Annotated in this window: 26 protein-coding genes and 1 tRNA gene; 9 read left to right on the top strand and 18 right to left on the bottom strand. The window is 66.5% G+C overall.

Going from position 1 to position 24,993, the window contains the following annotated elements; genetic code table 11:
- Positions 1 to 296: 296 nt before the first annotated feature.
- From BRAS3809_RS17305 to BRAS3809_RS17290, 4 genes are all read right to left on the bottom strand, one after another.
- Positions 297 to 1,799, bottom strand: a complete 1,503-nt coding sequence (locus BRAS3809_RS17305; RefSeq protein ID WP_008963394.1) for an ammonium transporter — start codon at positions 1,797 to 1,799, stop codon at positions 297 to 299.
- Positions 1,800 to 1,838: 39 nt separating this feature from the next.
- Complete coding sequence (locus BRAS3809_RS17300) at positions 1,839 to 2,177, bottom strand: P-II family nitrogen regulator (RefSeq protein WP_006611147.1); 339 nt, start codon at positions 2,175 to 2,177, stop codon at positions 1,839 to 1,841.
- 331 nt (positions 2,178 to 2,508) lie between these two features.
- On the bottom strand, positions 2,509 to 3,819 hold the full coding sequence (locus tag BRAS3809_RS17295) for an ammonium transporter (protein ID WP_008963392.1): 1,311 nt from the start codon (positions 3,817 to 3,819) through the stop codon (positions 2,509 to 2,511).
- Positions 3,820 to 3,903: 84 nt separating this feature from the next.
- Positions 3,904 to 4,242, bottom strand: coding sequence for a P-II family nitrogen regulator (locus BRAS3809_RS17290; protein ID WP_008963391.1), 339 nt, complete (start codon positions 4,240 to 4,242; stop codon positions 3,904 to 3,906).
- Positions 4,243 to 4,453: 211 nt separating this feature from the next.
- On the opposite strand from BRAS3809_RS17290, the gene BRAS3809_RS17285 reads away from it, so the two are divergent.
- The gene (locus BRAS3809_RS17285) at positions 4,454 to 5,326 is read left to right on the top strand and encodes a DUF4339 domain-containing protein (protein WP_008963390.1); all 873 of its coding nucleotides are present in this window, start codon (positions 4,454 to 4,456) and stop codon (positions 5,324 to 5,326) included.
- A 5-nt stretch (positions 5,327 to 5,331) separates the two neighbouring features.
- Here BRAS3809_RS17285 and tesB read toward each other — a convergent pair whose 3' ends face one another.
- A complete protein-coding gene (tesB, locus tag BRAS3809_RS17280; RefSeq protein WP_008963389.1) occupies positions 5,332 to 6,207 on the bottom strand; it encodes an acyl-CoA thioesterase II in 876 nt (291 codons plus the stop codon).
- Positions 6,208 to 6,362: 155 nt separating this feature from the next.
- On the opposite strand from tesB, the gene BRAS3809_RS17275 reads away from it, so the two are divergent.
- Positions 6,363 to 7,583: a ubiquinone biosynthesis hydroxylase gene (locus BRAS3809_RS17275; RefSeq protein ID WP_008963388.1), complete on the top strand. Its 1,221-nt coding sequence runs from the start codon at positions 6,363 to 6,365 to the stop codon at positions 7,581 to 7,583.
- 57 nt (positions 7,584 to 7,640) lie between these two features.
- Here the strand turns inward: BRAS3809_RS17275 and BRAS3809_RS17270 are convergent, their stop codons facing one another.
- The 3 genes from BRAS3809_RS17270 to BRAS3809_RS17260 all read right to left on the bottom strand — a co-directional run bounded on the left by BRAS3809_RS17270 (position 7,641) and on the right by BRAS3809_RS17260 (position 9,377).
- Positions 7,641 to 8,564, bottom strand: a complete 924-nt coding sequence (locus BRAS3809_RS17270) for an alpha/beta hydrolase (RefSeq protein WP_008963387.1) — start codon at positions 8,562 to 8,564, stop codon at positions 7,641 to 7,643.
- Positions 8,565 to 8,567: 3 nt separating this feature from the next.
- Complete coding sequence (locus BRAS3809_RS17265; RefSeq protein ID WP_008963386.1) at positions 8,568 to 8,765, bottom strand: Trm112 family protein; 198 nt, start codon at positions 8,763 to 8,765, stop codon at positions 8,568 to 8,570.
- A gap of 69 nt (positions 8,766 to 8,834) precedes the next feature.
- The gene (locus BRAS3809_RS17260) at positions 8,835 to 9,377 is read right to left on the bottom strand and encodes a TetR/AcrR family transcriptional regulator (RefSeq protein ID WP_008963385.1); all 543 of its coding nucleotides are present in this window, start codon (positions 9,375 to 9,377) and stop codon (positions 8,835 to 8,837) included.
- 88 nt (positions 9,378 to 9,465) lie between these two features.
- Between BRAS3809_RS17260 and BRAS3809_RS17255 the strand changes: the two genes are divergently transcribed.
- The 3 genes from BRAS3809_RS17255 to BRAS3809_RS17245 all read left to right on the top strand — a co-directional run bounded on the left by BRAS3809_RS17255 (position 9,466) and on the right by BRAS3809_RS17245 (position 11,365).
- Positions 9,466 to 9,816 (top strand): hypothetical protein, encoded by a 351-nt coding sequence (locus BRAS3809_RS17255; RefSeq protein WP_008963384.1) that lies wholly within the window; start codon positions 9,466 to 9,468, stop codon positions 9,814 to 9,816.
- Positions 9,817 to 10,176: 360 nt separating this feature from the next.
- Positions 10,177 to 10,524, top strand: a complete 348-nt coding sequence (locus tag BRAS3809_RS17250) for a cupredoxin domain-containing protein (RefSeq protein ID WP_240535698.1) — start codon at positions 10,177 to 10,179, stop codon at positions 10,522 to 10,524.
- A gap of 10 nt (positions 10,525 to 10,534) precedes the next feature.
- Positions 10,535 to 11,365: an FTR1 family iron permease gene (locus BRAS3809_RS17245; RefSeq protein WP_008963382.1), complete on the top strand. Its 831-nt coding sequence runs from the start codon at positions 10,535 to 10,537 to the stop codon at positions 11,363 to 11,365.
- Between the two features lie 12 nt (positions 11,366 to 11,377).
- Here the strand turns inward: BRAS3809_RS17245 and BRAS3809_RS17240 are convergent, their stop codons facing one another.
- Together BRAS3809_RS17240 and trxA are read right to left on the bottom strand one after the other, a co-directional pair.
- Entirely contained in the window at positions 11,378 to 12,052 is a 675-nt protein-coding gene (locus BRAS3809_RS17240; RefSeq protein ID WP_008963381.1) for an LON peptidase substrate-binding domain-containing protein, read from the bottom strand.
- Between the two features lie 60 nt (positions 12,053 to 12,112).
- On the bottom strand, positions 12,113 to 13,033 hold the full coding sequence (gene trxA, locus BRAS3809_RS17235; protein ID WP_008963380.1) for a thioredoxin: 921 nt from the start codon (positions 13,031 to 13,033) through the stop codon (positions 12,113 to 12,115).
- A 288-nt stretch (positions 13,034 to 13,321) separates the two neighbouring features.
- Here trxA and BRAS3809_RS17230 point away from each other — a divergent pair.
- Positions 13,322 to 13,396, top strand: a tRNA-Gly gene (locus BRAS3809_RS17230).
- A 36-nt stretch (positions 13,397 to 13,432) separates the two neighbouring features.
- Here BRAS3809_RS17230 and BRAS3809_RS17225 read toward each other — a convergent pair.
- Entirely contained in the window at positions 13,433 to 14,836 is a 1,404-nt protein-coding gene (locus BRAS3809_RS17225) for a caspase family protein (RefSeq protein WP_240535699.1), read from the bottom strand.
- Here BRAS3809_RS17225 and BRAS3809_RS37365 point away from each other — a divergent pair.
- Complete coding sequence (locus tag BRAS3809_RS37365) at positions 14,756 to 14,971, top strand: hypothetical protein (RefSeq protein ID WP_240535700.1); 216 nt, start codon at positions 14,756 to 14,758, stop codon at positions 14,969 to 14,971. The genes BRAS3809_RS17225 and BRAS3809_RS37365 overlap by 81 nt on opposite strands.
- Positions 14,972 to 14,992: 21 nt before the next feature.
- Here the strand turns inward: BRAS3809_RS37365 and pncB are convergent, their stop codons facing one another.
- Both pncB and BRAS3809_RS17215 read right to left on the bottom strand, forming a co-directional pair.
- Positions 14,993 to 16,297, bottom strand: a complete 1,305-nt coding sequence (gene pncB / locus BRAS3809_RS17220) for a nicotinate phosphoribosyltransferase (protein WP_008963378.1) — start codon at positions 16,295 to 16,297, stop codon at positions 14,993 to 14,995.
- Positions 16,298 to 16,392: 95 nt separating this feature from the next.
- The gene (locus tag BRAS3809_RS17215) at positions 16,393 to 17,739 is read right to left on the bottom strand and encodes an amidase (RefSeq protein WP_008963377.1); all 1,347 of its coding nucleotides are present in this window, start codon (positions 17,737 to 17,739) and stop codon (positions 16,393 to 16,395) included.
- A 431-nt stretch (positions 17,740 to 18,170) separates the two neighbouring features.
- On the opposite strand from BRAS3809_RS17215, the gene BRAS3809_RS17210 reads away from it, so the two are divergent.
- On the top strand, positions 18,171 to 19,448 hold the full coding sequence (locus BRAS3809_RS17210; protein ID WP_008963376.1) for a PQQ-dependent sugar dehydrogenase: 1,278 nt from the start codon (positions 18,171 to 18,173) through the stop codon (positions 19,446 to 19,448).
- A gap of 141 nt (positions 19,449 to 19,589) precedes the next feature.
- Positions 19,590 to 20,165, top strand: a complete 576-nt coding sequence (locus BRAS3809_RS17205) for a c-type cytochrome (RefSeq protein WP_008963375.1) — start codon at positions 19,590 to 19,592, stop codon at positions 20,163 to 20,165.
- 208 nt (positions 20,166 to 20,373) lie between these two features.
- Here the strand turns inward: BRAS3809_RS17205 and panE are convergent, their stop codons facing one another.
- From panE to BRAS3809_RS17180, 5 genes are all read right to left on the bottom strand, one after another.
- Positions 20,374 to 21,297, bottom strand: coding sequence for a 2-dehydropantoate 2-reductase (gene panE / locus BRAS3809_RS17200; RefSeq protein WP_008963374.1), 924 nt, complete (start codon positions 21,295 to 21,297; stop codon positions 20,374 to 20,376).
- 116 nt (positions 21,298 to 21,413) lie between these two features.
- The gene (locus tag BRAS3809_RS17195) at positions 21,414 to 22,151 is read right to left on the bottom strand and encodes an SDR family oxidoreductase (protein ID WP_008963373.1); all 738 of its coding nucleotides are present in this window, start codon (positions 22,149 to 22,151) and stop codon (positions 21,414 to 21,416) included.
- 104 nt (positions 22,152 to 22,255) lie between these two features.
- Positions 22,256 to 22,864 carry a 2-hydroxychromene-2-carboxylate isomerase gene (locus tag BRAS3809_RS17190; protein WP_008963372.1) on the bottom strand — a complete coding sequence of 203 codons (609 nt, stop codon included), beginning with the start codon at positions 22,862 to 22,864 and terminating at the stop codon, positions 22,256 to 22,258.
- A gap of 107 nt (positions 22,865 to 22,971) precedes the next feature.
- Entirely contained in the window at positions 22,972 to 24,318 is a 1,347-nt protein-coding gene (locus BRAS3809_RS17185) for an MATE family efflux transporter (protein ID WP_008963371.1), read from the bottom strand.
- A 120-nt stretch (positions 24,319 to 24,438) separates the two neighbouring features.
- On the bottom strand, positions 24,439 to 24,993 hold a 555-nt coding region (locus tag BRAS3809_RS17180), incomplete at its 5' end, for a DUF2239 family protein (protein WP_052523433.1).

Raw genomic sequence — 24,993 nt, 5'->3', positions numbered from 1 at the left:
CTGCCAACGCTAGCCTCCGCCGTCGTCCCTGCGAACTCAGGGACATATAACTACTGGATTCAGTCGTCTGGCGCGGGACTCGCAGCCTGCCTCTTCCAAACATCACGCGGTATGGGTCCCTGCGTTCGCAGGAACGACAGCTGTTGTTTGGTGGCAGTCCTGGCCTCACCACTGCGGCCCCAAAAAGAAAGGGGCCCCAGCTTGCGCTGGAGCCCCTCAACGGTCAGGGCATTGCCGGGTATCTGCCCGAACCGAAGTTGCGGACCTGGTCGCTTACGACCAAGTCCCGGGAGAACTCAGTAGTTGTAGGCGCGCTCACCGTGGTCGGTGATATCAAGACCCTCACGCTCCTGCTCGACGGTCGGACGCAGGCCGATGATCACGTCGACGACCTTGTAGAGGATCGCCGAGACGATACCCGACCACGCCAGCGTCGCGCCGACAGCCTTGAGCTGCGCCAGCATCTGCGTGGCGAAGTCGTAGGTGCCGGCGTTGTTGCCGGTGATGTTGGTGTAGTCGGTGATGCCGACGCCGCCGAGGGCCGGGTTGACCAGGATGCCGGTGGCGAGAGCGCCGATGATGCCGCCGACGCAGTGCACGCCGAACACGTCGAGCGCATCGTCATAGCCCAGCGCGTTCTTCACGGTGGAGACGAAGAACAGGCAGACCGGCGAGACGATCAGGCCGAGGACCAGCGCGCCGATCGGACCGGCATAGCCGGAGGCCGGGGTGACGGCGACGAGGCCGGCGACTGCACCGGAGCAGATGCCGAGCAGCGAGGGCTTGCCCTTGACGGCCCATTCGCAGAGCAGCCAGGACAGCGCCGCGCCGGCGGTGGCGACCATCGTGTTGACGAAGGCCAGCGCGGTGACGCCGTTCGATTCCAGGTTGGAGCCGGCATTGAAGCCGAACCAGCCGACCCACAGCAGCGCGGCGCCGATCATGGTCATGGTCAGCGAGTGCGGAGCCATCAGCTCCTTGCCGTAGCCGGTGCGCTTGCCGATCAGCACGGCGCCGACGAGACCCGCGATACCCGCATTGATGTGCACCACGGTGCCGCCTGCGAAGTCGAGGGCGCCCGCGCTGGCGAGCCAGCCGACCGCGCCGGTGACTTCGTCGAGCTTGGCCTGGGCGGCGGTCTTGGCAGCAGCGTCGCCGGCAGCAGCGAGAGCCTTGGCGGCGGCGGCGACGTCATCCGGAGCCGCGATGTACCAGACCCAGTGCGCGATCGGGAAGTAGACGAAGGTCACCCAGAGCAGGATGAACAGCATCACCGCCGAGAACTTGATGCGCTCGGCGAAGGCGCCGACGATCAGGGCCGGGGTGATCATCGCGAAGGTCATCTGGAACACGAAGTAGGCGAGTTCCGGGATGACGACGCCGTTCGAGAATGTCGGGACCGTCGAGTTGGCGTCGACGCCCTTCAGGAAGGCCTTGCCGAAGCCGCCGATCATGGAGGTCATGCTGCCGCCGTCGGTGAAGGCCATCGAGTAGCCGTACAGCGTCCAGACCACGCCGACCATGGCGACGATCGCGAACACCTGGGTCAGCACCGAGGCCATGTTCTTGGTGCGGACGAGGCCGCCATAGAACAGCGCGAGGCCGGGGATGGACATCATCAGGACGAGGGCGCTGGACACGAGCATCCAGGCGACGTCGCCCTTGTTGGGAACGGGGGCGGCAGCAGCAGCGGCGGCCGGCGCATCTTCAGCGAACGCCACGTCGGCGAGGCCTGCGACGCAGAGCCCGGCGATTGCGAGCGTGACCCATCCCGCGCTGGTTGGACGCTTGAACGTCATTTTATTCTACTCCGTAAGTGTTCTGGTTTGAGCGCGAAATCAGAGAGCCGCAGCGTCTGCTTCGCCGGTGCGGATGCGCACGGCGTGGTCGAGGCTGATGACGAAGATCTTGCCGTCGCCGATCTGGCCGGTCTTGGCGGCCGAGGAGATCGCGTCGATGGTCTTGTCGACCTGGTCGGAGGGGATCGCGACCTCGATCTTGATTTTGGGCAGGAAGCTCACCGCATACTCGGCGCCGCGGTAGATTTCCGTATGACCTTTCTGACGGCCGTATCCCTTCACTTCCGTCACCGTGAGACCATGAACGCCGATGGCGGTCAGGGCGTCCCGGACTTCTTCGAGCTTGAATGGCTTAATGATCGCCATAACAATTTTCATGGGTCCTATCCCCGCTTGGGCCCGGCACGGACGTTACCGAGCGCTTTCTGTCGACTGAGATTCACCACGCGGAGAGAGCTTCACGACGCGGGCACAGCCGGGGGGCTAGAATCAAATGCCGTGCCAGACGGCCGCTCACGGCTAACGAGCCGTGAACGCTGACCTTTTCGATGATCACAGGGGGAGTCGGGGGCTGCGCCATTCGGTCGCGCCCAGGGAATGAGCAGGCATGCGCAAAAACTGCGCATGTCAGGCTCAAGACACAATGCTGCTCACTGCGCGGGCAGGAATCGCCGGCTCAGAACGAGTCAGATGGCGCCAAATCCTGCAGTTATTGCAGCGCCTCGCCGTGCTGGGAGATGTCCAGCCCCTCGAGTTCCTGCTCGCGGGACACCCGCAGCGGCACGAAGGCGCTGACCAGCTTCAGCAGTGCCCAGGTGACCCCGCCCGACCAGACCAGGGTAACGGCGACGCCGTAGAGCTGGGCCGCGAGCTGCTTCGGGTTGCCCTCGATCAGGCCGGAGGTGCCGCCGATCGCCGCGGTGGCGAACACGCCGGCGAGCACGGTGCCGGTCAGCCCGCCGATGCCGTGGACGCCGAACACGTCGAGCGAGTCGTCGTAATTGAAGCGGTGCTTGAGCGAGGTGCAGGCCCAGTAGCAGATGATACCGGCGAGCGCGCCGATGACCAGGCCGTGCCAGGGGGCGACGAAGCCCGAGGCGGGGGTGATGGTGCCGAGCCCGGCGACCGCGCCCGAGATCATGCCGAGCACCGACGGCTTGCGGCGGGTCGACCACTCCAGCGCGCCCCAGGTCACCGCGCCGGCGCAGGCGGCGAGATGGGTGGTCAGGATCGCCATCACCGCATGCGCATTGGCCCCGAGCGCCGAGCCGCCATTGAAGCCGAACCAGCCGACCCACAGCAGACCGGTACCGACCACCGCGAGCGACAGGTCGAACGGCGACAGGTTCTCGCTGCCATAGCCGTGGCGGCGGCCCATCACCAGCGCCGCGACCAGCCCGCCGGTGCCGGCGGAGAGGTGAACGACCAGCCCGCCGGCGAAGTCGACCACGCCCGCCTGCGCCAGAAAGCCGCCGCCCCAGATCCAATGCGCCAGCGGCACATAGACGAAGACGAACCAGGCGACGCCGAACACGAGATAGGCCGAGAACCTCATGCGGTCGGCCACCGAGCCCGCCACCAGCGCCACCGTGATGATCGCGAATGTCATCTGGTAGAGCATGAACAGCGCTTCCGGTATGGTCTTGGCGCCGGGATGGACGCTGTCCATGCCCATGCCGGCCAGGAAGGCGCGATCGAGCGTGCCGATCCAGGCGCCGTCGCCGACGAAGGCCAGCGAATAGCCGAACGCGACCCAGAGGATCGAGATCAGCATCACGGCGGCGAGGCTCTGCGCCATCGTCGCCAGCACGTTCTTCTTGCGCACCATGCCCGAGTAGAACAGCGCCAGGCCCGGGATGGTCATCATCAGCACCAATGCGGTGGCGACGATCATCCAGGCGGTGTCGGCCGCGTCGATCGTGGATGGCGCGGCAGCCCATGCCGGCGTGGTGAAGATAACGGCGCTGGCTGCAGCCACAGCTGCAGACGCGCGCAGGCAACGAGACGCGCAGGTCCCCATGACAGTCCCCCCGGCATGTCAGTTCAGATTGAGTGGTTGTCCGCCGCCGCGCCGTTGCGGCGGCCGTGCCGCCGTCGCGGCCGCTCAGAGAGCGTCGGTGTCGGTCTCTCCGGTGCGGATCCGGCGGGCGTGATCGATCGGGGTGACGAAGATCTTGCCGTCGCCGATCTGGCCGGTGCGGGCATGCGTGGTGATCACCTCGACCGCCTTGTCGGCGATGTCGGAGTTGACCGCGATCTCGATGCGCAGCTTGGGGAGGAAGTTCACGATGTATTCCGCGCCGCGATAGATTTCGGTGTGACCCTTCTGCCGGCCATAGCCCTTGACCTCGGTGACCGTCATGCCGTGCACGCCGATCGCGGTGAGGGCCTGGCGCACCTCGTCGAGCTTGAAGGGTTTGATGATCGCGACGACGAGCTTCATGGGCGGGCCTTGGTTTCCTCAGGTCGGTCGGAGCAGCCTGTTTCAAAGGCAGGCTGGAGATGGCGATTTTGGCCTGTTCCTAGGCAAATGGCACAAAAACAGCGCAGCGTTAAGTGAAAACGTCATGGAGTGACCGATATCACTGAACGCAATTCGTCATCGCCCGACAGATGCAAGACGTTTTGTTGCCTCCGTTGGTCAAGGATCCCCCATGTCGAATCGTTCCTGGTATTACGCCGCCCAAGGTCAGCAGCTGGGCCCCATTTCGGAAGACGAGTTGCGCGACCTGATCGCCAGGGGCGCCGTCACCGCCGAGACGCTGCTGTGGAGCGACGGCATGGCCGGCTGGGAAAAGGCCGGCCGCATTCCCGGGCTGATGTCGGGCGTCCCCACCGCGATGCCGGGCCGGCCCCCTGCCTTCGACGGCGGCGGCGCTTCGTCCGGCGCGCTGTCGGCCAAGCTGGAGACCTTCCCGCTCTTCTTCTGGTCCCTGGTTTACGTCGTCGGTCAATTCCTGGTGGTCATCACGCCGTGGACGGCGGTCTATCTCTACCGCTACGTGATCGAGCGGATGAGGGTGCCCGGCCGGCCGAATCTCACCTTCACCGGCCAGCCTCTCGACATCTGGTACGTCTTCATCGCGATGGGCGTGCTGGCCTATGTCGGCCTGAGCGACCAGCCGATCCTCAAGCTGATCTCCCTGGTCGCTCCGGCGTTCCTGGGCTGGATGGTGCTGCGCTGGCTGTTGAGCAACCTCGCCGCCAATGGCGAGCGGCTGCCGATTCATTTCGAAGGCAGTCCGGTGGTCTATGGCGGCTGGTACCTGCTGATGATCGTGTCGGGTTTCACCATCATCGGCTGGGCCTGGGTGCTGACCGCCTGGATGCGCTGGGTCTGCCGCAACATCCAGGGCACGCGGCGCGACGTGGTGTTCAACGGCACCGGCCTGCAGGTGCTGTGGCGCACCCTGGTGTTCGTGCTCGGCAGCACGCTGCTCATCCCGATTCCGTGGCTGCTGCGCTGGTACAGCGTCTGGTACGTGTCGCAATTCGCGGTGGTGCCGCGCGGCTCGCAGCCGATGTGATCGGGCTAGGACCGGCGCTCGCGGATCGATCCCTCCTGCGCGACGGAGGCGACCAGCGTGCCGTCGGGCTTGAAGATCGAGCCGCGGGTCAGCCCGCGGCCGCCCTGCGCGCTCGGCGAATCCTGCGCATAGAGCAGCCATTCGTCGGCGCGGAACGGCCGGTGAAACCACATCGCGTGATCGAGCGAGGCCGGCATCATGCGCTTGTCGAACAGCGTCCGGCCGTAGCGCGCCATGACCGCGTCGAGCAGCGAGAAGTCCGACGCATAGGCCAGCGCGCACAGATGCAGTGCCGGGTCGTCGGGCAGCTTCGCGGCCGTCCTGATCCAGACGTGGATGCGGCCATCGTCGATCTTCTCGCCGAAATAGCGGCTGAGCTCGACCGGGCGCAGCTCGATGGGACGGTCGGATTCATAGTAGCGGCGGATGAAGTCCGGCATCCGCTGGAAGACCTCCTGGAACATCGGCTGCTTGGAGATCTCCTCCGCGGTCAGCTTCTCCGGCGGCGGCACGTCCGGCATCTTGTCCTGGTGGTTGAAGGCGCTCTCCTCGTCGCTGTGGAAGGAAACCATGATCGAGAAGATCGCATTGCCGTGCTGGATCGCGGTGACGCGGCGGGTCGCGTAGCTCTTGCCGTCGCGCAGCCGCTCGACCTGGTAGATGATCGGCACCTGCGGGTCGCCGGGCAGGATGAAATAGCAGTGCAGCGAATGCGGCAGCCGGCCCTCGACGGTGCGGCAGGCCGCCATCATGGCCTGGCCGATCACCTGGCCGCCGAACACGCGCTGCCAGCTCGTCTTCGGGCTGTTGCCGCGGAACAGGTTCACCTCGATCGGCTCGAGGTCGAGGATCGAGATCAGGTCGATCAGGCCCTTGGACATGGCGTGGTGCTTTCGCTGGCTCGGCCGGCGGCTCCGGCCCGCTTTCGCGGGCATCAGCCATCCACAAGCGGCGGATGGGGGTTGCGGCCCTTGGTTCTGCCCTCTGTTTCGCCTAGCTATAGGCCACCCGCAAGAGCAACCGTGAGCCAGGTGCCATGACGACACAGCGAAGCATTGTCATTTGTGGCGGCGCCTTTGCCGGCCTGGCGCTCGCGCTGGCGCTCCGGCAGGGCCTCGGCGCCGAGGTGCCGGTGATCGTCGCCGATCCGGCGCTGGCCAACCGGCCGAGCCGCGATCCGCGCGCCAGCGCCATCGTCGCCGCCTGCCGCAAGCTGTTCGATGCGATCGGCGTCTGGGCGGACGTGGCGCCCGACGCGCAGCCGATCCTCGACATGGTCATCACCGATTCCAAGCTCGAGGACGCGACACGGCCGGCGTTCCTGACCTTCGCGGGCCAGGTCGAGGCCGGCGAGCCGTTCGCGCACATGGTCGAGAACCGCCTGCTGATCGATGCGCTCGTCAAGCATGCCGAGGCGGCCGGCGTCACGCTGAAGGCTGTGCCGGTGACCGGCTTCAAGACGCGGACGGATGCGGTCACGGTGACGCTCGGCGACGGCAGCGAGCTCGAGGCCAGCCTGCTGGTGGCGGCCGACGGCGCGCGCTCGCGGCTCAGGGAGCGCGCGGGCATCCTTACCCACGGCTGGGATTACGACCAGTCCGGCATCGTCGTGACCGTCGGGCACGAGCGCGACCACAACGGCCGCGCCGAGGAGCATTTCCTGCCGCCGGGGCCGTTCGCGATCCTGCCGCTGACCGGCAAGCGCTCCTCGCTGGTCTGGACCGAGCGGCGCCGGGAGGCGAAGCGCCTGATCGAGCTGAGCGCCGACGAATTCCACGCCGAGCTGGAGAAGCGCGCCGGCCTGCATCTCGGCGAGCTGAAGGTGCTGGATCAGCCGCGCGCGTTTCCGCTGTCCTATTTCGTCGCGCGCTCGTTCATCGCGCCACGGCTGGCGCTGGTCGGCGACGCCGCCCATGTGATCCATCCGATCGCGGGGCAGGGGCTGAATTTGGGGCTGAAGGACGTCGCGGCGCTGGCCGAGGTCGTCGTCGATGCGGCGCGCATGGGCATCGATCCCGGGCAGGTGGATGTGCTGGAAAGCTACCAGCGCTGGCGCCGGTTCGACACGATGGCGATGGGCGTCGCCACCAACTCGCTGAATTTCCTGTTCTCGAACAAATCGACCCTGCTGCGCACGGTGCGCGACATCGGCCTCGGCCTCGTCGACCGGGCGCCGCCGCTGAAGGAGCTGTTCATCAAGCAGGCCGCCGGCCTGACCGGCGAGATGCCGCGGCTGTTGAAGGGAGAGGCGCTCTGAGCACGATCCGGAAAAGCGGGAACCGGTTGTCCGACACGATCATGCTCAGGCAACGCCTCAGCGCGGGCCGGGAGCCGCGATGAAGGCGGCGACGGCGTCGACCATGTCCGGATCGAGCGGGCGGTCGGGGTCGTTGTAGGACGACAGGTTCTCGTCCTCATTGGCGACGTCGACCAGCACGTGGTTCATCTCCGGCAGCCACAGCGTCTTGGCGGCCGGCGCGGCGGCGGCGAGCGCGACCATGTCGAGCCGGGCGACCTGCTGATCGCGGGCGCCGGCGACGATCAGGATCGGGATCGTGATCTGCTTCAGCGGATCGATCGGATCCTCGGCGAAGGCGGAGGCGATGCCGGGCTGCATGACGGGGTCGATCGGCAGCTCCGGCGGTGGCGGATCCACCACCTGCCCGGCCATGATGGCGTCGATCGCCTTGGCGACCGGCTCCATCTTCGTCGCCGGCAGCTTCTTCTCGAGCTGCGCCTTGAGCAGATCGCCCTGCCGCCGCGCCGAAGCCGCGAGCAGGACGAGGCGGTCGACCGGGGTGCGGCGGGCGGTGAGGATGGCGACGAGGCCGCCCTCGCTATGGCCGACCACGGCGATGCGGGCGAACTTGCCGCGCAGGAAGTCGACCAGGGCGGTGCTGTCGTCGACATAGTCCTTGAAGCGGAAGTCCTCGGGCTTGCCGAACTCCGCCTTCCAGCCGCGCGCGCCGCGCTTGTCGTAGCGCAGGCTGGCGACGCCGCGGGCAGCGAGCTGCTCGGCGAGCTTCTTCAGGGTCGAAGGCTTCAGCTGCGGCCCGTTGCCGTCGCGGTCCGTCGATCCGGATCCGGCGATCAGCAATGCGACCGGCGGACGCTCGACGCCAGGCGGCGTGGTCAGGACGGCGTCCAGCACGCCGACACGGATGGCGCTCTCCTCGGCCGCGGCGACCGATGTCAGGAGAGCCAACGCGAGCGCACAGCGGAGGACGGCGGCGCGCATCGGTCAGTCGATCTTCCGCGCTTCCTCGGGCAGCATGATCGGGATGCCGTCGCGGATCGGATAAGCGAGCCTTGCCGAGCGCGACACCAGCTCCTGCTTCGCGGCGTCGTACTCCAGCGGACCCTTGGTCATCGGGCAGACCAGGATCTCCAGCAGCTTGGGATCGACGGAATTGGCGGGGCGTTCGAGCGGGGCGTTCATGGCATCTGTCTCCGGCGGCCGCCTCTCTATCACATCGGCAGCGGCGCTGTCGTCCCCTCAAGGCTTGCCTCAAGGCTTGAGCAGGGCGAGCCGCACCAGCTCGCGCAGCACGGTGTCCTGCTGCGCGGCGGGCAAAGTCCGGCCCGACAGGGCGTAGCCGAGAAACGCCCAGTACAGCACCTGAGCCCGCGCCGTCGCGACGTCCGGCGCCAGCCCCTCGGCGACGAGCAGGCCGCGGACGTAGCCGAGCCGCCGCTTGTCGATCGCCTGCACCGCCGCGAGCGCGGCCGCGTCGGAGGCGGCCCAGCTGCGAACGGCCCGCTCCAGGGCGGCCCTGATGGTGAAGCTGCGGCGCAGCAGCACGGCGATCGCCGGCTCGGCGCCCGCGCTGGCCTCGACGCCGGTGATGATCCGCTCGGCTGCGATCTCGCGCCAGTGCTTCAGCAGCTCGGCGTGGAACGCCGCCACGTCGGCAAAGTGCCAGTAGAAGCTGCCGCGCGACACGCCCATGGCCTTGGCCATCGGCTCCGCCTTGAGCGCGGTGAAGCCCCGGCTCGCCAGGATCCTGAGGCCCTGGTCCAGCCAGTCCTTGGCGGAAAGCTGCTCGCTCATCTCGTCACCATCGCACGACCATACACAAGTGTATTGACGGCCGCCAGCTTCGGGCGCATCCTCCATACACAACTGTATGGAGGATGCGATGCGTGATCTGGTGTTGCAGGCGGCCGGGCTGGCGTCGATCGCGGTCGCGCTGATCCATGGCGTGCTCGGGGAGACGGTCGTCTTTTCACGCGCGGTCATCACGCCGGAGCGGCTGCGGACCCTGCTCCGGCTCGTCTGGCAGGCGGGGACGATCGCCTGGATCGGTTTCGGTGCGCTGCTGATGGCCGCGCCCGAGATGGGTTCCGAGGCGGCGCGTCATTGGATCGTCGTCATGGCCATTGCGGTGTTCGCCGTCGCAGCCGTCGCCAACGCGGTGGCGACGCGGGCGCGGCATTTCGGCTGGATCATGCTCGCCGGCGTCGTGGCGCTCGCGGCCGCAGGCTACTGAGCGGCCCGCGGATGACACGAACCGCAGCCGCGAGAGCCCGCCAAGGTCCCATCTCCGCGTTGTTTCCAATCAGCAGACGAGCAGTGAAGGGCCGACCACACTCCGTCATCCGCGGCACCGATAAGGCAGGCCTGCGAACTTCGTTACGAAACGGAGCCCAACGGCCGCCCGCAGCCAAGCGCTCGCCACCGCCGCGACACATTCGCGAAGAATGGTTCCAACTTAGAAGGAGTCTCTTTGCAGACACGGCGGCGGGCCGCTTAGCTGTTCGTCGTCGCGAACGGGTGCCGCACCGTCGATCTTGATGCGGTCGCGTACCAGTTCTCCGATTTGCTTGTCTGAATACGAGAGGGCTGATCGATGTTGGTCGAACGGGTGCGGAAGGTGATCGTTGCGGGCGGCAGTCTCGGCATGCTGCTGATCGCGTCGCAGGTGCAGGCTGGGGGGCCGAACGAGATCTGCCTCACCTATGCCAACGGACAATTCGAACCGAGGGAGCCCACCGTCCCCGCGGACGCGCCGCTGACCATCCGCGTCAAGAACATGGAAAACAAGGCGATCGAGTTCGAGAGCGAGACCCTGAAGGTCGAGAAGGTGATCGCGGCCAACAGCGAGGCGGTCGTCAACATCAGGGCGATGAAGTCGGGTCGTTACGAGTTCTACAACGACTTCAACGAAAAGGCCCGCGGCTTCGTCAACGTGCAATAGGTCGCTGTCCATGCTCGCCGCGCTGATCATCGTCTTCCGCGAAGTGTTCGAGGCCGGACTCATCGTTGGCATCGTTCTCGCCGTCACCAGCGCGGTCCCGCATCGGCTGCGCTGGATCGGCGCGGGGCTGTTTGCGGGCCTGGTCGGGGCCTGCGCCGTTGCGGCGTTTGCGGGCTCCCTGACCCAGCTGTTCGAGGGCATGGGCCAGGAGGTGTTCAATGCGGCCATCCTTTCCACCGCCGTGATCATGCTGACCTGGCACAATGTCTGGATGGCCCGGCACGGCCGCGAGATGGCCAATGAGCTGCGCACCATGGGGCAGGCGGTGGCCGAAGGCGCCAAGCCGCTGGTCGCGCTGGCGACGGTCATCGCAATCGCAGTGCTGCGCGAAGGCAGCGAGGTGGCGCTGTTCCTCTACGGCGTCGCCGCCTCGGAGGAAGGCGGCGGCCGCGCGCTGCTCGGCGGCGGCGTGCTCGGCCTGCTGCTGGGGGTCGCGGTCTGTCTTGCGACCTATCTCGGCCTGATGCGGATCCCGCCACGCGCGCTGTTCCGCACCACCACTGTTCTGATCACGTTGCTGTCTGCAGGCATGGCCGCGCAGGCGGTGTTCTTCCTCGCCCGCGCCAACTGGCTCACATCGTTCGATCAGGTGATGTGGGATTCGAGCGCGGTGCTGCCGGAGAAGGGATTGGCCGGACGGACGCTGAAGGCGCTGATCGGCTATACCGATCAGCCGACCGCCATGCAGCTTGCCGTCTATGTCGGAGTGATCGTGGCGACCGTCGCGCTCATGCGTCTCACGGCAACGCCGGCGCCGCCGCGGGCGGTGGCCGCGGAGTGATCGTTGAAGCGCTCACTGCAGCGGCGGATCGCCCGAGGTGCGCTTCTTGGCGAGATCCATCTCGGTCACCGCAACGAGGATCTCGGCGCGGGTCTTCAGGTCCGGCGCCTCGAGCATCGCCTGCTTTTCCGCCGGGCCGTAGGGTGACATCATCGCCAGCGCGTTGACGAGCGCCTCATTGGGAGCGGCCTCGATGCCGGCCCAGTCGACCTTCAGATTGTTGGCCTTCAGGAAGTCCGTCAGCACGGCCAGCAAGGCCTCGCGGTCGACGGCATTCTCGCCCTTGCGCGCGGTGAAGTCGTCGATGAACGGGAAATAGTCGACCTTGCACTGGCGGTACGGCGTCAGCACCGTCATTTCCTCGACCACCTTGAAGCGCGACACGCCGGTGAGCTCGAGGATGTAGCGGCCGTCGCCCGATTCAGCGAGCTGCGTGATTCGACCGACGCAGCCGACCTTGAACAGCGCGGGACGTTCCTCGCTGGAGGAATGCGTGACGTCGGGCTGGATCATGCCGATCAGGCGATGGCCGTCGCGAAATGCGTCATCGACCATCGCGAGGTAGCGCGGCTCGAAAATGTTCAGCGGCATTTGGCCGCGCGGCAGCAGCAGGGCGCCGGCCAGCGGAAACACCGGGATCACCTCCGGCAGCTCGGCGGGACCGCGATATTCGGCATTGATCGGCATGCGATACCTCGTGTCCGCTAAACTGCCATCCGTGAGAGCCTGCGCCGCTGCCTCGCGATCTTACGAGAACAGGATGGTCGACAGCCGCTTGCGGCCCTCGACGGTGGCCTCGTCGGCCCCGCCCCAGGCTTCGAAGAACTGCACGAGCTGCTTGCGCGCACCGTCCTCGTTCCATTTGCGATCACGCTTGACGATCTCGAGCAGGTGGTCGGTGGCGTCCGTCCGCCTGCCCGCGGCGTTCAACGCGATTGCCAGGTCGAAACGCGCCTGATGATCCAGCGGATTTGCGGCGACCTTCTGTTCGAGCTCGCCGACCGGACCGAGCGATTGCGCCTGCTCGGCGAGATCGATGGCGGCCTGGACGGCCGACACGGCCGAATCGTTGCGCTTGGCCTCGGGCACCTGCGCCAGGGTTTCCTTGGCCTGCTCCACCGCGCCGGTTTCGAGGTAGCATTTGGCGAGGCCTGCCAGAGCCGGGATGTTGGCGGCATCGAACGACAGAACCTCGGCATAGATCTGCGCTGCACCTGCCGGATCGCCCTCGGCCAGTACCGCTTCGGCCTCCTTCAGGATCTCGTTGATGTCGGGCTCGCCGACGCCGGGAACGCCCTTCGTGATCTTCTCGATAAAGGCATTGATCTGGCTCTCGGGCACCGCGCCCATGAAGCCGTCGGCCGGGCGGCCGCCGACGAAGGCGATCACGGCCGGAATCGACTGGATGCCCATCTGGCCCGGAATGGCCGGATGCTCGTCGATGTTCATCTTGACCAGCTTGACCTTGCCCTTGGCGGCCTTGACGGCCTTCTCCAGGATCGGGGTCAGCTGCTTGCACGGGCCGCACCACGGCGCCCAGAAGTCGATGAGGACCGGCTGACGCTTCGATTCCTCGATCACGTCCTTCACGAAGCTTTGCGTCGTGGTGTCCTTGATCAGATCCGGCACCTGCGGCGCCGCTCCGCCGCCCTGCTCAACAATGGTCACGAGGTCCTCGTCCGAAAAATCTGGGATGGGACAGCGCGCCGGGAACCGGCCGCCGCCGCGCCTCAATACACGGTTTCTATCGCTTTAAGTGGCGGTCGCCGGTTAAATTTCAATCCGGCTAGGCGTCGGCGCGCCGAATGGCCGATTCGGCCCGGTTCGGCGGCCTCCAGCACCCAAAATTGAAGCCGGCCGACACACGAAACATGTCGCAGACCTGTTGCATTCGTCCGCGGCATTTGGCATAGGTCTGCCCGTCGCTGGCGGCCACGCCGCCCAGCCGTCACGGATGCGGGTGTAGCTCAGTGGTAGAGCACGACCTTGCCAAGGTCGGGGTCGAGGGTTCGAACCCCTTCGCCCGCTCCAAAATCTCCGCTCCGCCAATATCCCGCGCGTGAAAACTTATTGGACCGGCTGGGACTTGTCCCAGGCCGCAAACACATCTGCGAAGACGCGGTCGCCACTGGGGCCTTTGCCGATGGCCAAGATACCCCTGCGCTGATTGCTGTAGACGAGGGGAATGTCGAACCATTCACGCCCGGCGAGGAGTTCGCCGTTGCGCGCGCGGTCGGCGTCGACATTGGAGAGGCCGACGAGGAACGATCCTTCCGTCACCTTGACCGCCAGGCCGGCAAGCGGCGTACCGCGCGCCTGCTCATTCGACTTCATCAGGATTCCCGGCACGTTGTTGATCCCCCCGCCAGCGAAATCGTCGGCGCGCGCGAAGGTGAGCTCGGCGACGTGGCTGGCCGGAAGGGTCGGATCGTCGTTGCGGCGCAGCTGCAGGGTCGCCTTCAGCTTGCGGTCTGGAACATCGATTTCGGCGCGGATCACCGGCACGGCTCGCCCGGACTGCGGGCTCTTGATGGTCTCCATCCGCCACGTCACCGAGCCGGTATAGCGCTTGCCTTTGGGATCGGAGGGATCCTCGTCATAGAGCACCGCGAGGCCGGGCGTACGGCCGTCCGAGGCGGTCGAGGCCGGTGGCGGGCTCATGGCTGCCGTCGCCGCAGCCTGCCGGTTTGCGGGCGTCTTGATCGTCGATTCGGCTGTGCCCGGCGCAGGATTCGCGCGCGGCGGGCCAAAAACGACCTCGCTGCCGCCGAGCGGCGTCGCCAAGAGCAGCGGTTGCTGGGCCCCGGAGGTCGCGCGCTTCACGGCCACTCCCGCCCGATTGAGCGTCTCGAGCAGCGCACCCGGACTGGGCGCAGTCAACGCCTCGACCAATGCGTTGGTGAAGGCACTATGCCCGGACGGTCCCCGCTGCCCTACGGTCCCCGGTTGTGCGGAAAAGGACAGCAGCGTGTTGGCGGGCACGCTCGTCGCCACCAGACCCGCCGACAGCCCGGCAATGCCGCGGGCTGCGAACGGGTTCGAGCGGAAGGCGTCGAGGACCACGACGTTCGCTCGGCTGTCCGGTCCGTCCAGCTCGCGCATGATGCCGGCGAGGCTGCGCAACTCGGTCTCGACATCGGCCGCCTTCGCCGGCGCCGCGTCGACCGGAACGAGATAATTGGCGCCGCCGAGGTTGATGCCGTAGCCGGCGAAGTAGATCAGGGCAACATCGGCATCGGCGATCCGGCCCTTGAACTCCGCGAGCGCGCGGTCGAAGCCCTGCTTGGTCAGATCGATCTGGGCGCTGCCGCCGCTCAAGGTGAAGCCGAGCTGTGCCAGCTTGTCCGCGATCAGCTTGGCATCGACCGCCGGCTCGTCGAGCAGCGGCGCATGCTCGTGGATGGAGTTGCCGATCACCAGGGCTACGCGCTTGTCGGCTGCGGCCGGTCTTGCTCCCGTGAGGAGAGCGATCGCGACGACAAGGAAAAAAAGCTGCCCGACGCGGCCGCTCACCCCACGCATGCCAACGACCTCCTGCCTTCCGGTTGCCGCGTTCGCGCTCTGATTTTACCGCAAGCCGAACAAATCCGGAACAAGAATCAGTGAGGATGCGAGAGATTTTCCCGCTCAGACGAACACGGGGGTCCGCACCCGGCCGGCGTCGCCGAACACGCGCAGATAGCGGGCGATCTCGGCGGGATCGCCGGTCGCCTTCTCCGGATTGTCGGACAGTTTCACGGCGGGGCGGCCGTCGACCGAGGTCACCTTGCAGACCAGCGAAATCGGATCGAGATCGACAGAACCGTCGGGCGAGCAGCCGACGAAGTCGTTGGTCAGGTTGGTGCCCCAGCCGAACGACAGCCGCACCTGATCGGAGAAGCGGTGGTGGATCTGCTCGATCGACTCGACATCCATCGCGTCGGAGAACACCAGGAGCTTCTGCCGGGGATCACGGCCCTTCGACTTCCACCACGCGATGATCTCCTCGCCCGCCTGGATCGGCGGCGCGCTGTCGGGGCGGAAGCCGGTCCAATCGGCGACCCAGTCCGGCGCGTCGCGCAGGAAGGCCTTGGTGCCGAACGCGTCGGGCAGGGCGATCAGCAGGTTGCCGGCATAAGTCTGCCGCCACTGGTCGAGAATGCGATAGGGCGCGAAACGCAGCTCGTCGTCGTCCTTGGCCAGCGCGGCGGCGACCATCGGCAGCTCATGGGCATTGGTGCCGATGGCTTCGAGGTCGTTGTCCATCGCGAGCAGCACATTGGACGTGCCGGTGAACGAGGAGCCCAGGCCTTCCTTGACCGCTTCGACGCACCAGCGCTGCCACAGGAAGCCGTGGCGGCGGCGGGTGCCGAAATCCGACAGCCGAAGGCCCTCGAGCTTGCGCAGCCGCTCGACCTTGGCCCACAGCTTGGCCTTGGCGCGGGCGAACAGCACGTCGAGCGCGAAGCGGCCCTGGCCCTTCATGGCCTGGCGCGAGCGCAGCTCGTTGACGATGGCCAGCGCCGGAATCTCCCACATCGTGGTGTGGGTCCACAGGCCGTGGAAATGCAGCTCGTACTGCCCGTCGGCCTTGTGCAGCTCGTATTCGGGCAGGCGGAAATTGGCGAGCCAGGCCAGGAAGTCCGGCGAGAACATGTGGGTCTTGCCGTAGAACGTGTTACCGGCGAGCCAGATCAGCTCCTTCTTGGTGAAGCGGATGGTGCGGGCGTGATCGAGCTGCGCCCGCAGCTCACCCTCGTCGATGACGTCGCCGAGCCGCACCCGCTTGGTCCGGTTGATGACCGAGAAGGTCACCTTCTGATCCGGGTAGAACTCCCGAATCATCTGCAGCATCAGCAGCTTGTAAAAATCGGTGTCGAGCAGGCTGCGCACGATCGGATCGAGGCGCCAGCCGTGATTGTAGGTTCTGCTCGCGATGTCTGTGACTGTCATGCGACGATTTTACAGTGCCGGCTGGAAACCCGCCACTGGGCTTGTCGCCGTGGCGCTCGGGGCTGGTGAGCTGGTCGGGACGGGCGCGAAGAGCCCTATTCGCGCGCCAGCGGCGGCAGGCCGGGATCGAATGCAAGCGTCGCCTCGACCCATTTCGCGACGCGCAGGACATGCAGGTCGTTGCGGTACGCGCCGGTGATCTGGATGCCCAGCGGCAGGCCGTTCTTGCCGAACCCGGCCGGCAGCGCGACCGCCGGCGCCCCGACGAAGGTCCAGGGCGCGCAATATTCAGCGTCGCCGGTCCAATCGAGGCCACGCGGCGCCTCGCCGAAGGCGGGCAAGGTGAGCACGGCATCGAAACCGTCGAGCTCCTGGGCAAGCGCCGCCTGCCGAGCGGCCTGCACCGCCTTGGCGGCGAGGTACTCCATCGCCGTCTTGCCTCGCCCGCTCTCGACATGACCCTTCATCACGTCGCTGACCCGGTCGGGGAAACGGGCAATGAGGCCCGAAAAGATCGTCGTCGCCTCGCTCAGCATGATGGTGGTGATCGCGTCGGGGTTCGCGGCGTCGAGCGCCCTCAGCTCGATCTCCTCGATCGCAGCGCCGGCGCTGCGCAATTTGTCGATGACTGCTTCGAACACCGTCTTCTGCTCGGCCTCGGCGCGCTCCCATTTGGCGAAACGCACCACCGCCAGCCGCGGCCTCGGCAGCGCTGCGACGCCCTGATCGATGTCGACGTCGAAGCCGGGCAGCGGCCGGCCGTGCAGATCGCCGGCGCTGGTGCCCGCGAGCAGGGACAAGGCCAGCGCGGCGTCGTCGACGCGGCGTGCGAAGAAGCCGACATGGTCGAGCGACGGGCTGAGCGGATGCACGCCGGTGCGCGGGATCGCGCCGAAGCTGGGCTTGAAGCCGACGACGCCGTTGAAGGCGGCAGGGCGGATCACCGAGCCGAGCGTCTGCGTGCCCAGTGCCAGCGGCACCAGGCCCAACGCGACGGCCGCGGCCGAGCCTGACGACGAGCCGCCCGGCGTGTGCGCAGGGTTCCACGGATTGACGGTGGGACCCGGATGACGCCAGGCGAACTCGGTCGAGACCGTCTTGCCGAAGATCGTTGCCCCGAGATCGCGCAGCCGCGCAACCACCCAGGCGTCGGCATCCGGCACATGATCGCGATAGATCGCCGAGCCATTGGTGGTCGGCATGTCGGACGTTGCAATGATGTCCTTGATGGCGACAGGAATTCCGCCGAGCGGACCACTCTTCGCGGTCACATCGCGCGGCAGATATTCGAACGCCTTCAGTTGCGGCTCGATCCTCTGCGTCCGCTTCAGACAATCTTCACCATAGGCGGAAGCGGCCGCGGGGTCGGCGGCGAATTGGCGCAGCAGCTCGAGAACGCCTGCACCGGCCTTCGGTGTCGGAAGCTTGGACTGTTGCGACATCTTGCGTCCTGTTCGGCACGAGCCTTGTTCGAGAAAAGTCTTGTTCGAGACGAGTCTTGTTCGGCATGAGTTTTGGTGGCGCTGGCGCGGTCCGCCCCCGCTCGCGGCGCTACAGACTAGCGACGGATGATCGCCACGCCAATCGCGCGCGCGATCGGTGCGTATGAATACAGCGCATGGCCGTTCTTGCCGCCGTCGCGCCATGGGATCGATGCGTTGCAAGAGCGCGCCCAGCAAATATGCATCCGGCATGCTCTGAGTGCAGAGGCGCGGCGCGAGCGTCGCGCAAACCTCGCCGCAATCCGCTTCTCACGCGCGCAGGATGTGCTACCATTTTCGAGTCGACCACCGACGTGGCGACCAAAGAACGTCCGCGAAATACGTTCCGATAAATAGACGCAGCCAAACGAGCTGCTCATGGGAGTGAAGCGATGATATCGGTTTTCCACCGAAGCATTCTTGCGCTTGCAGCAATCAGCCTTCTCGCCGGCACCAGCATCGCCGGCGCGCAGCAGCAGTCCGATCAGGGCAAGGGCCTGAAAAAATACGAATCCGGCACCAAGGAATTCTGGACGCATCCGCCGGATGACTGGTTCCTCGGCGACGAGACCGAGGCGCAGAAGGGCCTCGCACCGCCGTCCGGTCCGCCGACCGGCGCATCCGACGCCGAGCTCGCCAAGATCGTCAAGCAGGTGAAGCTGCCGGAAGGCTTTAAGATGGAGGTCTGGGCGTCGGGCGTGCTCGCCGCGCGGCAGATGGCCTGGGGCGACAAGGGCACGCTGTTCGTCGGCTCGTTCGGGCTCGGCAACGTCTATGCGATCAGCGACAAGGGCGGCAAGCGCGAGGTCAAGACGGTCCTCAAGGGCCTGAACATGCCCACGGGCCTCGCCTTCCAGGACGGCAATCTCTACGTGATCGCGGTGGACAAGCTGATCAAGTACGAGAACGCCGAGGCCAATCTCGACAATCTCGGCCAGGGCAAGGTCGTCTATGACGACATGCCGTCCTACGCCGCCCATGGCTGGAAGTACATCGCGGTCGACAAGGAGGGCTGGTTCTACATTCCGTTCGGCCCGCCCTTCAACATCGGCATCCCGCCGACCTCGGTGTCGCAGATCCGCCGCGTCGATCCGCGCACCGGCAATGCCGAGATCTGGGCGCTCGGCGTCCGCAACAGCGTCGGCGGCGACGTCGATCCGCGGACCGGAAAATACTGGTTCACCGAGAATGCGCGCGACTGGGTCAGCGACGATCTGCCGAGCGACAAGCTCAACATGATCTCGAAGATCGGTGAGCATTTCGGCTATCCCTATTGTCACCAGGGTGACATGCCGGATCCGAAATTCGCGATGGGCCACAAATGCTCCGAGTTCACGCCGCCGGTGCTGAACCTGGGCGCGCATGTGGCGCCACTCGGCATGAAGTTCTACACCGGCGACCAGTTCCCGGCGGAATACAAGAACAACATCTTCATCGCCGAGCACGGCTCCTGGAACCGCCACAAGTACCAGGGCGCGCGGATCATGCGGGTGGTCGTCGGTCCCGACGGCAAGGATGCCAAGCAGGAGGTGTTCGCCTCCGGCTGGATCGAGGGTGACCAGGGCTATCTCGGTCGTCCCGACGATATCGTGCTCGCCAAGGACGGCTCGATGCTGGTGGCCGACGACTGGGCCGGCGCGATCTATCGCATCAGCTACGAGAAGAAGTGAGGCTTTGACCACAGCGGGGCTGCGCGTCGCCATGATGGCGGCCGCAGCCCAACTTTTTTGAGCGTGGCGCGTTGGACAGCGTGGCGCGTGACAACAATGATGGGAGCTCGAACCCCCACGATGAATCCAGGGAACCATGGAATGCGCCAGGCGACACTCGCCGCGTTGATGCTCGTGCTTCCGGTGCTGCCGGCGTCTGCGGCCGATCTTGCCGCCGGCAAGGCGAAGGCCGAGCTTTGCGTCGGCTGTCACGGCGAGAACGGCATCTCGCAGACCGAGAACATCCCCTCGCTGGCCGGCCAGCAGGATCAGTTCATCCAGTGGCAACTGGTGTTCTTCCGTGCCGGAACCCGCAAGAACGAGGCGATGAAGCCGATCGTCGATCAGCTCGGCAACGAGGACATCCGCAATCTCGGCGCCTATTTCGCCTCGCTGCAGCCGGCCAAGCCGCCGCCGGATAACGATCCCGACCTGTCGAAGAAGGGCGCCGAGGCCGCCGCCGGCCGCCGCTGCGCCTCGTGCCATCTCGACTCCTACGCCGGCACCAAGGGCGTGGCGCGCCTCGCCGGCCAGCGCGAGGAATATCTCGTCAAGGCGCTGCACGACTACAAGAGCGGCCAGCGCGTCGGCGGCAGCCAGGCCGCGATGACGGATGTCGCGTATCCGCTGTCAGCGGAGGAGATCACGGCGCTGGCGCACTATCTCGCGCATTTGTAGTTCGATCTTGGCTTAGCGAAGGTGTCGTTCCGGCCTCGAGCCGGGACCCATGCGCCGCAGCAGATGTGATCCGCGAGATGCCCGCGACCAGCGGGCCTCAAACCACCTCCTGGGGGTATGGGTCCCGGCTCAGGGCCGGGACGACGGCGGTGGACGAGGCGTGACCACGACTCACAGACGCATTTTTTGCGCGCTTGCCGCGCAGCGGCTACGACGCGCGTTGCGCCTCGTACACCTTCAGCTGCGTGTATGAAATCCTTAAGCGCGGCACAGGCACCTTCGCCGCATCCGCGCGGGCCACCAGATCGCCGATGACGTGATCCGCCTCGACCGGCAGGCCGGCGCGGAGGTCGCGGAACATCGAGGCGGTCATCGGCGATCCCTCCGCCGTCAGCATGCCGGAGACGCGTTGGAAGAACGCGCCGGCCGGCGCGTAGCCGGCGGCCGCCGCGATGGCGCTGCATTCGTCGAGCATGCCGAGCAGGAAGTCCTTGCCGCCGGGCGCGGTCAGGATCACGCCGACCGGCGCGCGCATCAGCGTGGTGGAGGCCGCGAGCGAGGCGAGGAACACCCACTTCTCCCACATGTCCTGCATGATGTGGTCGCTGGCGGCGGCATTGAAGTTGCCGCGCTGAAAAATCTCGAAGATGGCGCGGACGCGCTCGGAGGAGCCGCCGTCGCGCTCGCCGAAGCCGAGCGACTGCATCGGCTGCAGCTGCACGACCTCGCGCTTCTCGTTCAATGTCGCGGCGATGGCGCAGAGTCCGCCGAGCACACGCGCGCGGCCGAATTTGGCATCGAGCACGTCGAGGTGCTTCATGCCGTTGAGCAGCGGAATGATCGCGGTCGCGGGACCGACCGCCGGTGCGAACGACGCGATCGCGTCGTCGAGATCGTAGGCCTTGCAGCTCAACAGCACGACGTCGAAATGCTGCGTCAGGCTGCCGGCCTGCACCGTCGGCGGGTTGGGAAGCGTGACATCACCGGCAGGGCTGCGGATGACCAGGCCGGACTCGGCCAACTCGGCGGCGCGCCGGGGGCGGACCAGGAACGTGACATCGGCGCCGGACTGCAGCAGCCGGCCGCCGAAATAACCGCCGATCGCGCCGGCGCCGACGACGAGAATGCGCATGGGAAGGTCCTTCTGTAAGCGGGCCGCATCATGCCGAAGCGCGTGGCGAATGGCGAGTAGCGAATGGGGATGGGATCCATTCCCTATACGCTACTCCGTCTTCGCTATTCGCCCGCTCACCATTTCTCTCCGAACGGCCGGATCTCCATCTCGAACGTCCAGGCGCTCTTCGGCTGCTGGTAGAGCTGCCAGTAGGCGCCGGCGACCGAGGCCGGAGGCATCAGCAGGTCGGGATTGTCCAGCGCCTCCTTGCCCCAGAGCTGGGCGCGGCGTTCGCGCACCCAGGCGGTGTCGACGCCGGAATCGATGATCAGGTGGGCGACATGGATGTTCTGCGGCATCAGCTCGCGCGCCATCGACTGCGCCACCGCGCGCAGGCCGAACTTGGCGGAGGCGAACGCCGCGAAGCCTGAGCCGCCGCGCAGCGAGGCGGTGGCGCCGGTGAAGAAGATCTTGCCGCCGCCGCGCGGCAGCATCAGCCGGGCCGCCTCGCGCCCCGCGACGAAGCCGGCCCAGCACGCCATCTCCCACACCTTGCGGAACACGCGGTCCGTCGTCTCCAGGATCGGGAAATTGACGTTGGCGCCGACGTTGAAAATGACGACCTCCAGCGGCGCGTGCGTGTCGGCGTCGTTGAGGAAGGCGGTGGTTTCGTCCTCCTTGCGCGCATCGAGCGACCGCGCCACGATCCGCCCGCCCGCAGCCTCGACCTCCGCCACGAGCGGCGCCAGCTTGTCGCCGTTGCGCCGTCCGGCGAACACGGTGAAACCTTCGGAGGCGAACTTCTTGACGATCTCGGCGCCGATGTAGTCGCCGGCGCCAATGACGGCCACGGTGGCATTACGCTGTTGCATGCTGGTCTCCGTTCTCACCACGTCGTCATTGCGAGCGAAGCGAAGCAATCCAGAGTCGTGAGCGTAGCCCTGGATTGCTTCGCTTCGCTCGCAATGACGGGCAATTACCTCCCGAGAATATAGTCCTCGACGTCGCGCAGCTGCTCCTTGCCGAAGAACATCTCGTTGCCGACGAAGAAGGTCGGCGAGCCGAACGCGCCGCGCTCGACGGCGCGTTGGGTGTTCTCGACCAGCTTCGCCTTCACCTCCGGCTCCTGCGCGCGCGCAAAGAGCTTGGCGCCGTCGAGCCCGGAGGAATTGATGGCGGCGATGGCGATCTCCGGGTCCTCCATCTTCTTCGGCTCGCGCCACATATGATGAAAGGCTGCATCGACGTATGTCTCGAATACGCCTTCGAGCTGCGCGGCGACCGCCGCCCGCATCAGGTTCAGCGTATTTACCGGGAAATGCGGGTTCCAGACCCATGGCTGCACGTGGAAGCGATTGAGGAAACGTTGCGTCTCGACTTCGTGGAACTCGCGCTTGTTCTTGATGCCGGCATAGGCTTCGGCGGGCGACCGGTTGTTGGTGGCCTTGAAGATGCCGCCGAGCAGCACCGGCACGTAGACGAACTGGACGCCGATGCGCTTCTCGATCGCCGGAATCGCCTCGTGGCTGAGAAAGGCGTTGGGGCTGCCGAAATCGAACATGAACTCCGGTGCGGGTCGGCTCACGGGCGGTCTCCTCGAACGTTTCGCGCATTGTGGTCCGGCGGGCCGGCGTCGTCCAGGGTTTTATGATAGTCATCATATTTCGCCAGATGGGCGATATGCGGCGTGCCTCAGATCATCTTCCGGATCGTCCGCTTGCGCCAGACCAGCAGATAGAAGCTCATCTGCAGCAGCGCCATGGCCGTGAACGTGATCGGATAGGCCCACCAGACGCCGTCGAGGCCGATGGCCCGGCTGAGCCAGGTGGCGGCGGGCACCTCGATCACGGCGATGCAGAAGGCCGAGATCGCCAGCGGCGTCCACACCGTGCCCGACGCGCGCATCGCCGCCGAGAACGTCGTGGACATGCCGAACAGCACCGAGCTCCACAGCACGATGTGCAGCGAGCGCTGCGCCACCTCGATGACCGCGGGATCGTTGATGAAGAAGCCCATCAGTGTCCGCGAGAACAGATAGCCGATCGCGACCAGGCTGCCGGTCAGCACCAGGTTCATCTCGACGCCGGTGCGAACGATGCGGCCGATCTGCTCCGCGTTGCCGCGGCCGATCGCCTGGGCGCCGAAGATCGATACCGAGATCGCGATCGACAGCGCCGGAAACTGCACATAGCCGAGCACCTGGTTGACGGCGCCGTACGCCGCGGTCGCGTCCGAGCCGAAGCCGTTGACGAGACCGATCAGCACCATCTCGGCCAGCGACATCACGATCATGCCGATCGCTGCGGGAATGCCGAGCCGCAGCACCACCCGCAGCAGCGCCGGATCCGGCCGCATGCCCCGGATGAACGCCGCGTCGATCGCCAGCGGATGCTTGCGCCGGCGCAGGAAGACATGGAGCGATGTCAGCGTGATCAGGGTGGAGCTCGCCGATGCCCAGGCGGCGCTGGCGACACCGAGCTGCGGGACGCCGAGCCAGCCGCGGATGAACATCGGCGTCAGCACCAGCCCCAGAGTGGTCGAGGCGGCGAGCGCGGCAAGCGGCGTGACCGTGTCGCCGACCGCCCGCATCTGCGAGGACAGCATGATGTAGGCGAAGGTGAGCGGCATCGTCAGCATCATGATCCGCGCATAGCCGCTGGCCGCATCGATGATGTTGGCAGGCGTCGCGAGCGCGGTCAGCAGCTCGCGGCTGTAGAGGCCGCCGACCGCGATCAACACAGCGAGCAGCAACGTGATGGTCAAGGTCGTACCGGCGATCGCCTTCACCTTCGCCGGCTCCTTGGCGCCCCAGGCCTGGCCGATCAGCACGCTGGCGCCGGAACCGAGTCCCATGACGAAGGCGATGAAGAAGAACATCGCCGGAAAGAACACCGACACCGCGGCGAGCGCGTCGACGCCGATCATCTGGCCGAGATAGACGTTGTTGATGGTGCCGAACAGCGATTGCAGGATGTTGCTCAGCATCATCGGCGCGAGAAACATCAGGAACGGCTTGCGGAGGGACGCGGGCGTTGTCACGGCAAAAATCCGTCGGCCGCGCGGAAATTCCGGCGGCTCGTGTTGGAATGAATTGAACGGGAGCCCACCCGATCGCGGCTCCCGTCGGCTGCTCGAAAACAGATCTAAGAGGAACAGATCTCAATCGGCGTGGTGGCGCTGCGCGAGCGCCATCACATGGTCGCGGATGTCGGCGGGCCAGTCTACAATCAAAGCCGTGACGCGGGTGAGATCGTCCGCGAACAGCGCCCGGGCCGTCTCCTCGAAGTTCGCCAGATTGCCGGCCATCGCCGACATGAAATGATAGGCGGCATCACGCGCCTCGCGGGCGCGGTCCTTGTCGCCGCTGGCGCGGCGCGCCTCATGGACCAGCTTGCGCAGGGCCACGGAGGCGCCGCCGGGCTGCGCGCCCAGCCATTCCCAATGCTCGGGCAGCAACGTCACTTCACGGGCGACGACACCGAGCCTGGGGCGGCCGCGGCCCCGCGGCTCCTGGGGGGTCGGCTCGGCCGGCATGGCCGGGCCGCCCGCGAGCCTGGCCAGGATCTCGCGGTCGCTGCCGCGCAGGTCGAGGTCGATCGGCCGCCCGGTGCGGTCGCTGAAAATGATCACGGGCGCCGGGCTCGCCGGGGCGTGCTTCAGCGCCAGCGCCACCTTGGCCAGCGGTCCTGCTGCGATTCGGTCATGGCCCGCAAA

It is taken from the genome of Bradyrhizobium sp. STM 3809 (assembly GCF_000239795.1).
Lineage (GTDB): Bacteria > Pseudomonadota > Alphaproteobacteria > Rhizobiales > Xanthobacteraceae > Bradyrhizobium.
This window is presented reverse-complemented; position numbering and strand designations above follow the sequence as displayed.

Excerpts from the sequence above, each read along its gene's own strand:
- BRAS3809_RS17305 (WP_008963394.1), bottom strand. The coding sequence starts at position 1,799 with ATGACGTTCAAGCGTCCAACCAGCGCGGGATGGGTCACGCTCGCAATC.
- BRAS3809_RS17300 (WP_006611147.1), bottom strand. The coding sequence starts at position 2,177 with ATGAAAATTGTTATGGCGATCATTAAGCCATTCAAGCTCGAAGAAGTC.
- BRAS3809_RS17295 (WP_008963392.1), bottom strand. The coding sequence starts at position 3,819 with ATGGGGACCTGCGCGTCTCGTTGCCTGCGCGCGTCTGCAGCTGTGGCT.
- BRAS3809_RS17290 (WP_008963391.1), bottom strand. The coding sequence starts at position 4,242 with ATGAAGCTCGTCGTCGCGATCATCAAACCCTTCAAGCTCGACGAGGTG.
- BRAS3809_RS17285 (WP_008963390.1), top strand. The coding sequence starts at position 4,454 with ATGTCGAATCGTTCCTGGTATTACGCCGCCCAAGGTCAGCAGCTGGGC.
- tesB (WP_008963389.1), bottom strand. The coding sequence starts at position 6,207 with ATGTCCAAGGGCCTGATCGACCTGATCTCGATCCTCGACCTCGAGCCG.
- BRAS3809_RS17275 (WP_008963388.1), top strand. The coding sequence starts at position 6,363 with ATGACGACACAGCGAAGCATTGTCATTTGTGGCGGCGCCTTTGCCGGC.
- BRAS3809_RS17270 (WP_008963387.1), bottom strand. The coding sequence starts at position 8,564 with ATGCGCGCCGCCGTCCTCCGCTGTGCGCTCGCGTTGGCTCTCCTGACA.
- BRAS3809_RS17265 (WP_008963386.1), bottom strand. The coding sequence starts at position 8,765 with ATGAACGCCCCGCTCGAACGCCCCGCCAATTCCGTCGATCCCAAGCTG.
- BRAS3809_RS17260 (WP_008963385.1), bottom strand. The coding sequence starts at position 9,377 with ATGAGCGAGCAGCTTTCCGCCAAGGACTGGCTGGACCAGGGCCTCAGG.
- BRAS3809_RS17255 (WP_008963384.1), top strand. The coding sequence starts at position 9,466 with ATGCGTGATCTGGTGTTGCAGGCGGCCGGGCTGGCGTCGATCGCGGTC.
- BRAS3809_RS17250 (WP_240535698.1), top strand. The coding sequence starts at position 10,177 with ATGTTGGTCGAACGGGTGCGGAAGGTGATCGTTGCGGGCGGCAGTCTC.
- BRAS3809_RS17245 (WP_008963382.1), top strand. The coding sequence starts at position 10,535 with ATGCTCGCCGCGCTGATCATCGTCTTCCGCGAAGTGTTCGAGGCCGGA.
- BRAS3809_RS17240 (WP_008963381.1), bottom strand. The coding sequence starts at position 12,052 with ATGCCGATCAATGCCGAATATCGCGGTCCCGCCGAGCTGCCGGAGGTG.
- BRAS3809_RS37365 (WP_240535700.1), top strand. The coding sequence starts at position 14,756 with ATGCTCGTGGATGGAGTTGCCGATCACCAGGGCTACGCGCTTGTCGGC.
- pncB (WP_008963378.1), bottom strand. The coding sequence starts at position 16,297 with ATGACAGTCACAGACATCGCGAGCAGAACCTACAATCACGGCTGGCGC.
- BRAS3809_RS17215 (WP_008963377.1), bottom strand. The coding sequence starts at position 17,739 with ATGTCGCAACAGTCCAAGCTTCCGACACCGAAGGCCGGTGCAGGCGTT.
- BRAS3809_RS17210 (WP_008963376.1), top strand. The coding sequence starts at position 18,171 with ATGATATCGGTTTTCCACCGAAGCATTCTTGCGCTTGCAGCAATCAGC.
- BRAS3809_RS17205 (WP_008963375.1), top strand. The coding sequence starts at position 19,590 with ATGCGCCAGGCGACACTCGCCGCGTTGATGCTCGTGCTTCCGGTGCTG.
- panE (WP_008963374.1), bottom strand. The coding sequence starts at position 21,297 with ATGCGCATTCTCGTCGTCGGCGCCGGCGCGATCGGCGGTTATTTCGGC.
- BRAS3809_RS17195 (WP_008963373.1), bottom strand. The coding sequence starts at position 22,151 with ATGCAACAGCGTAATGCCACCGTGGCCGTCATTGGCGCCGGCGACTAC.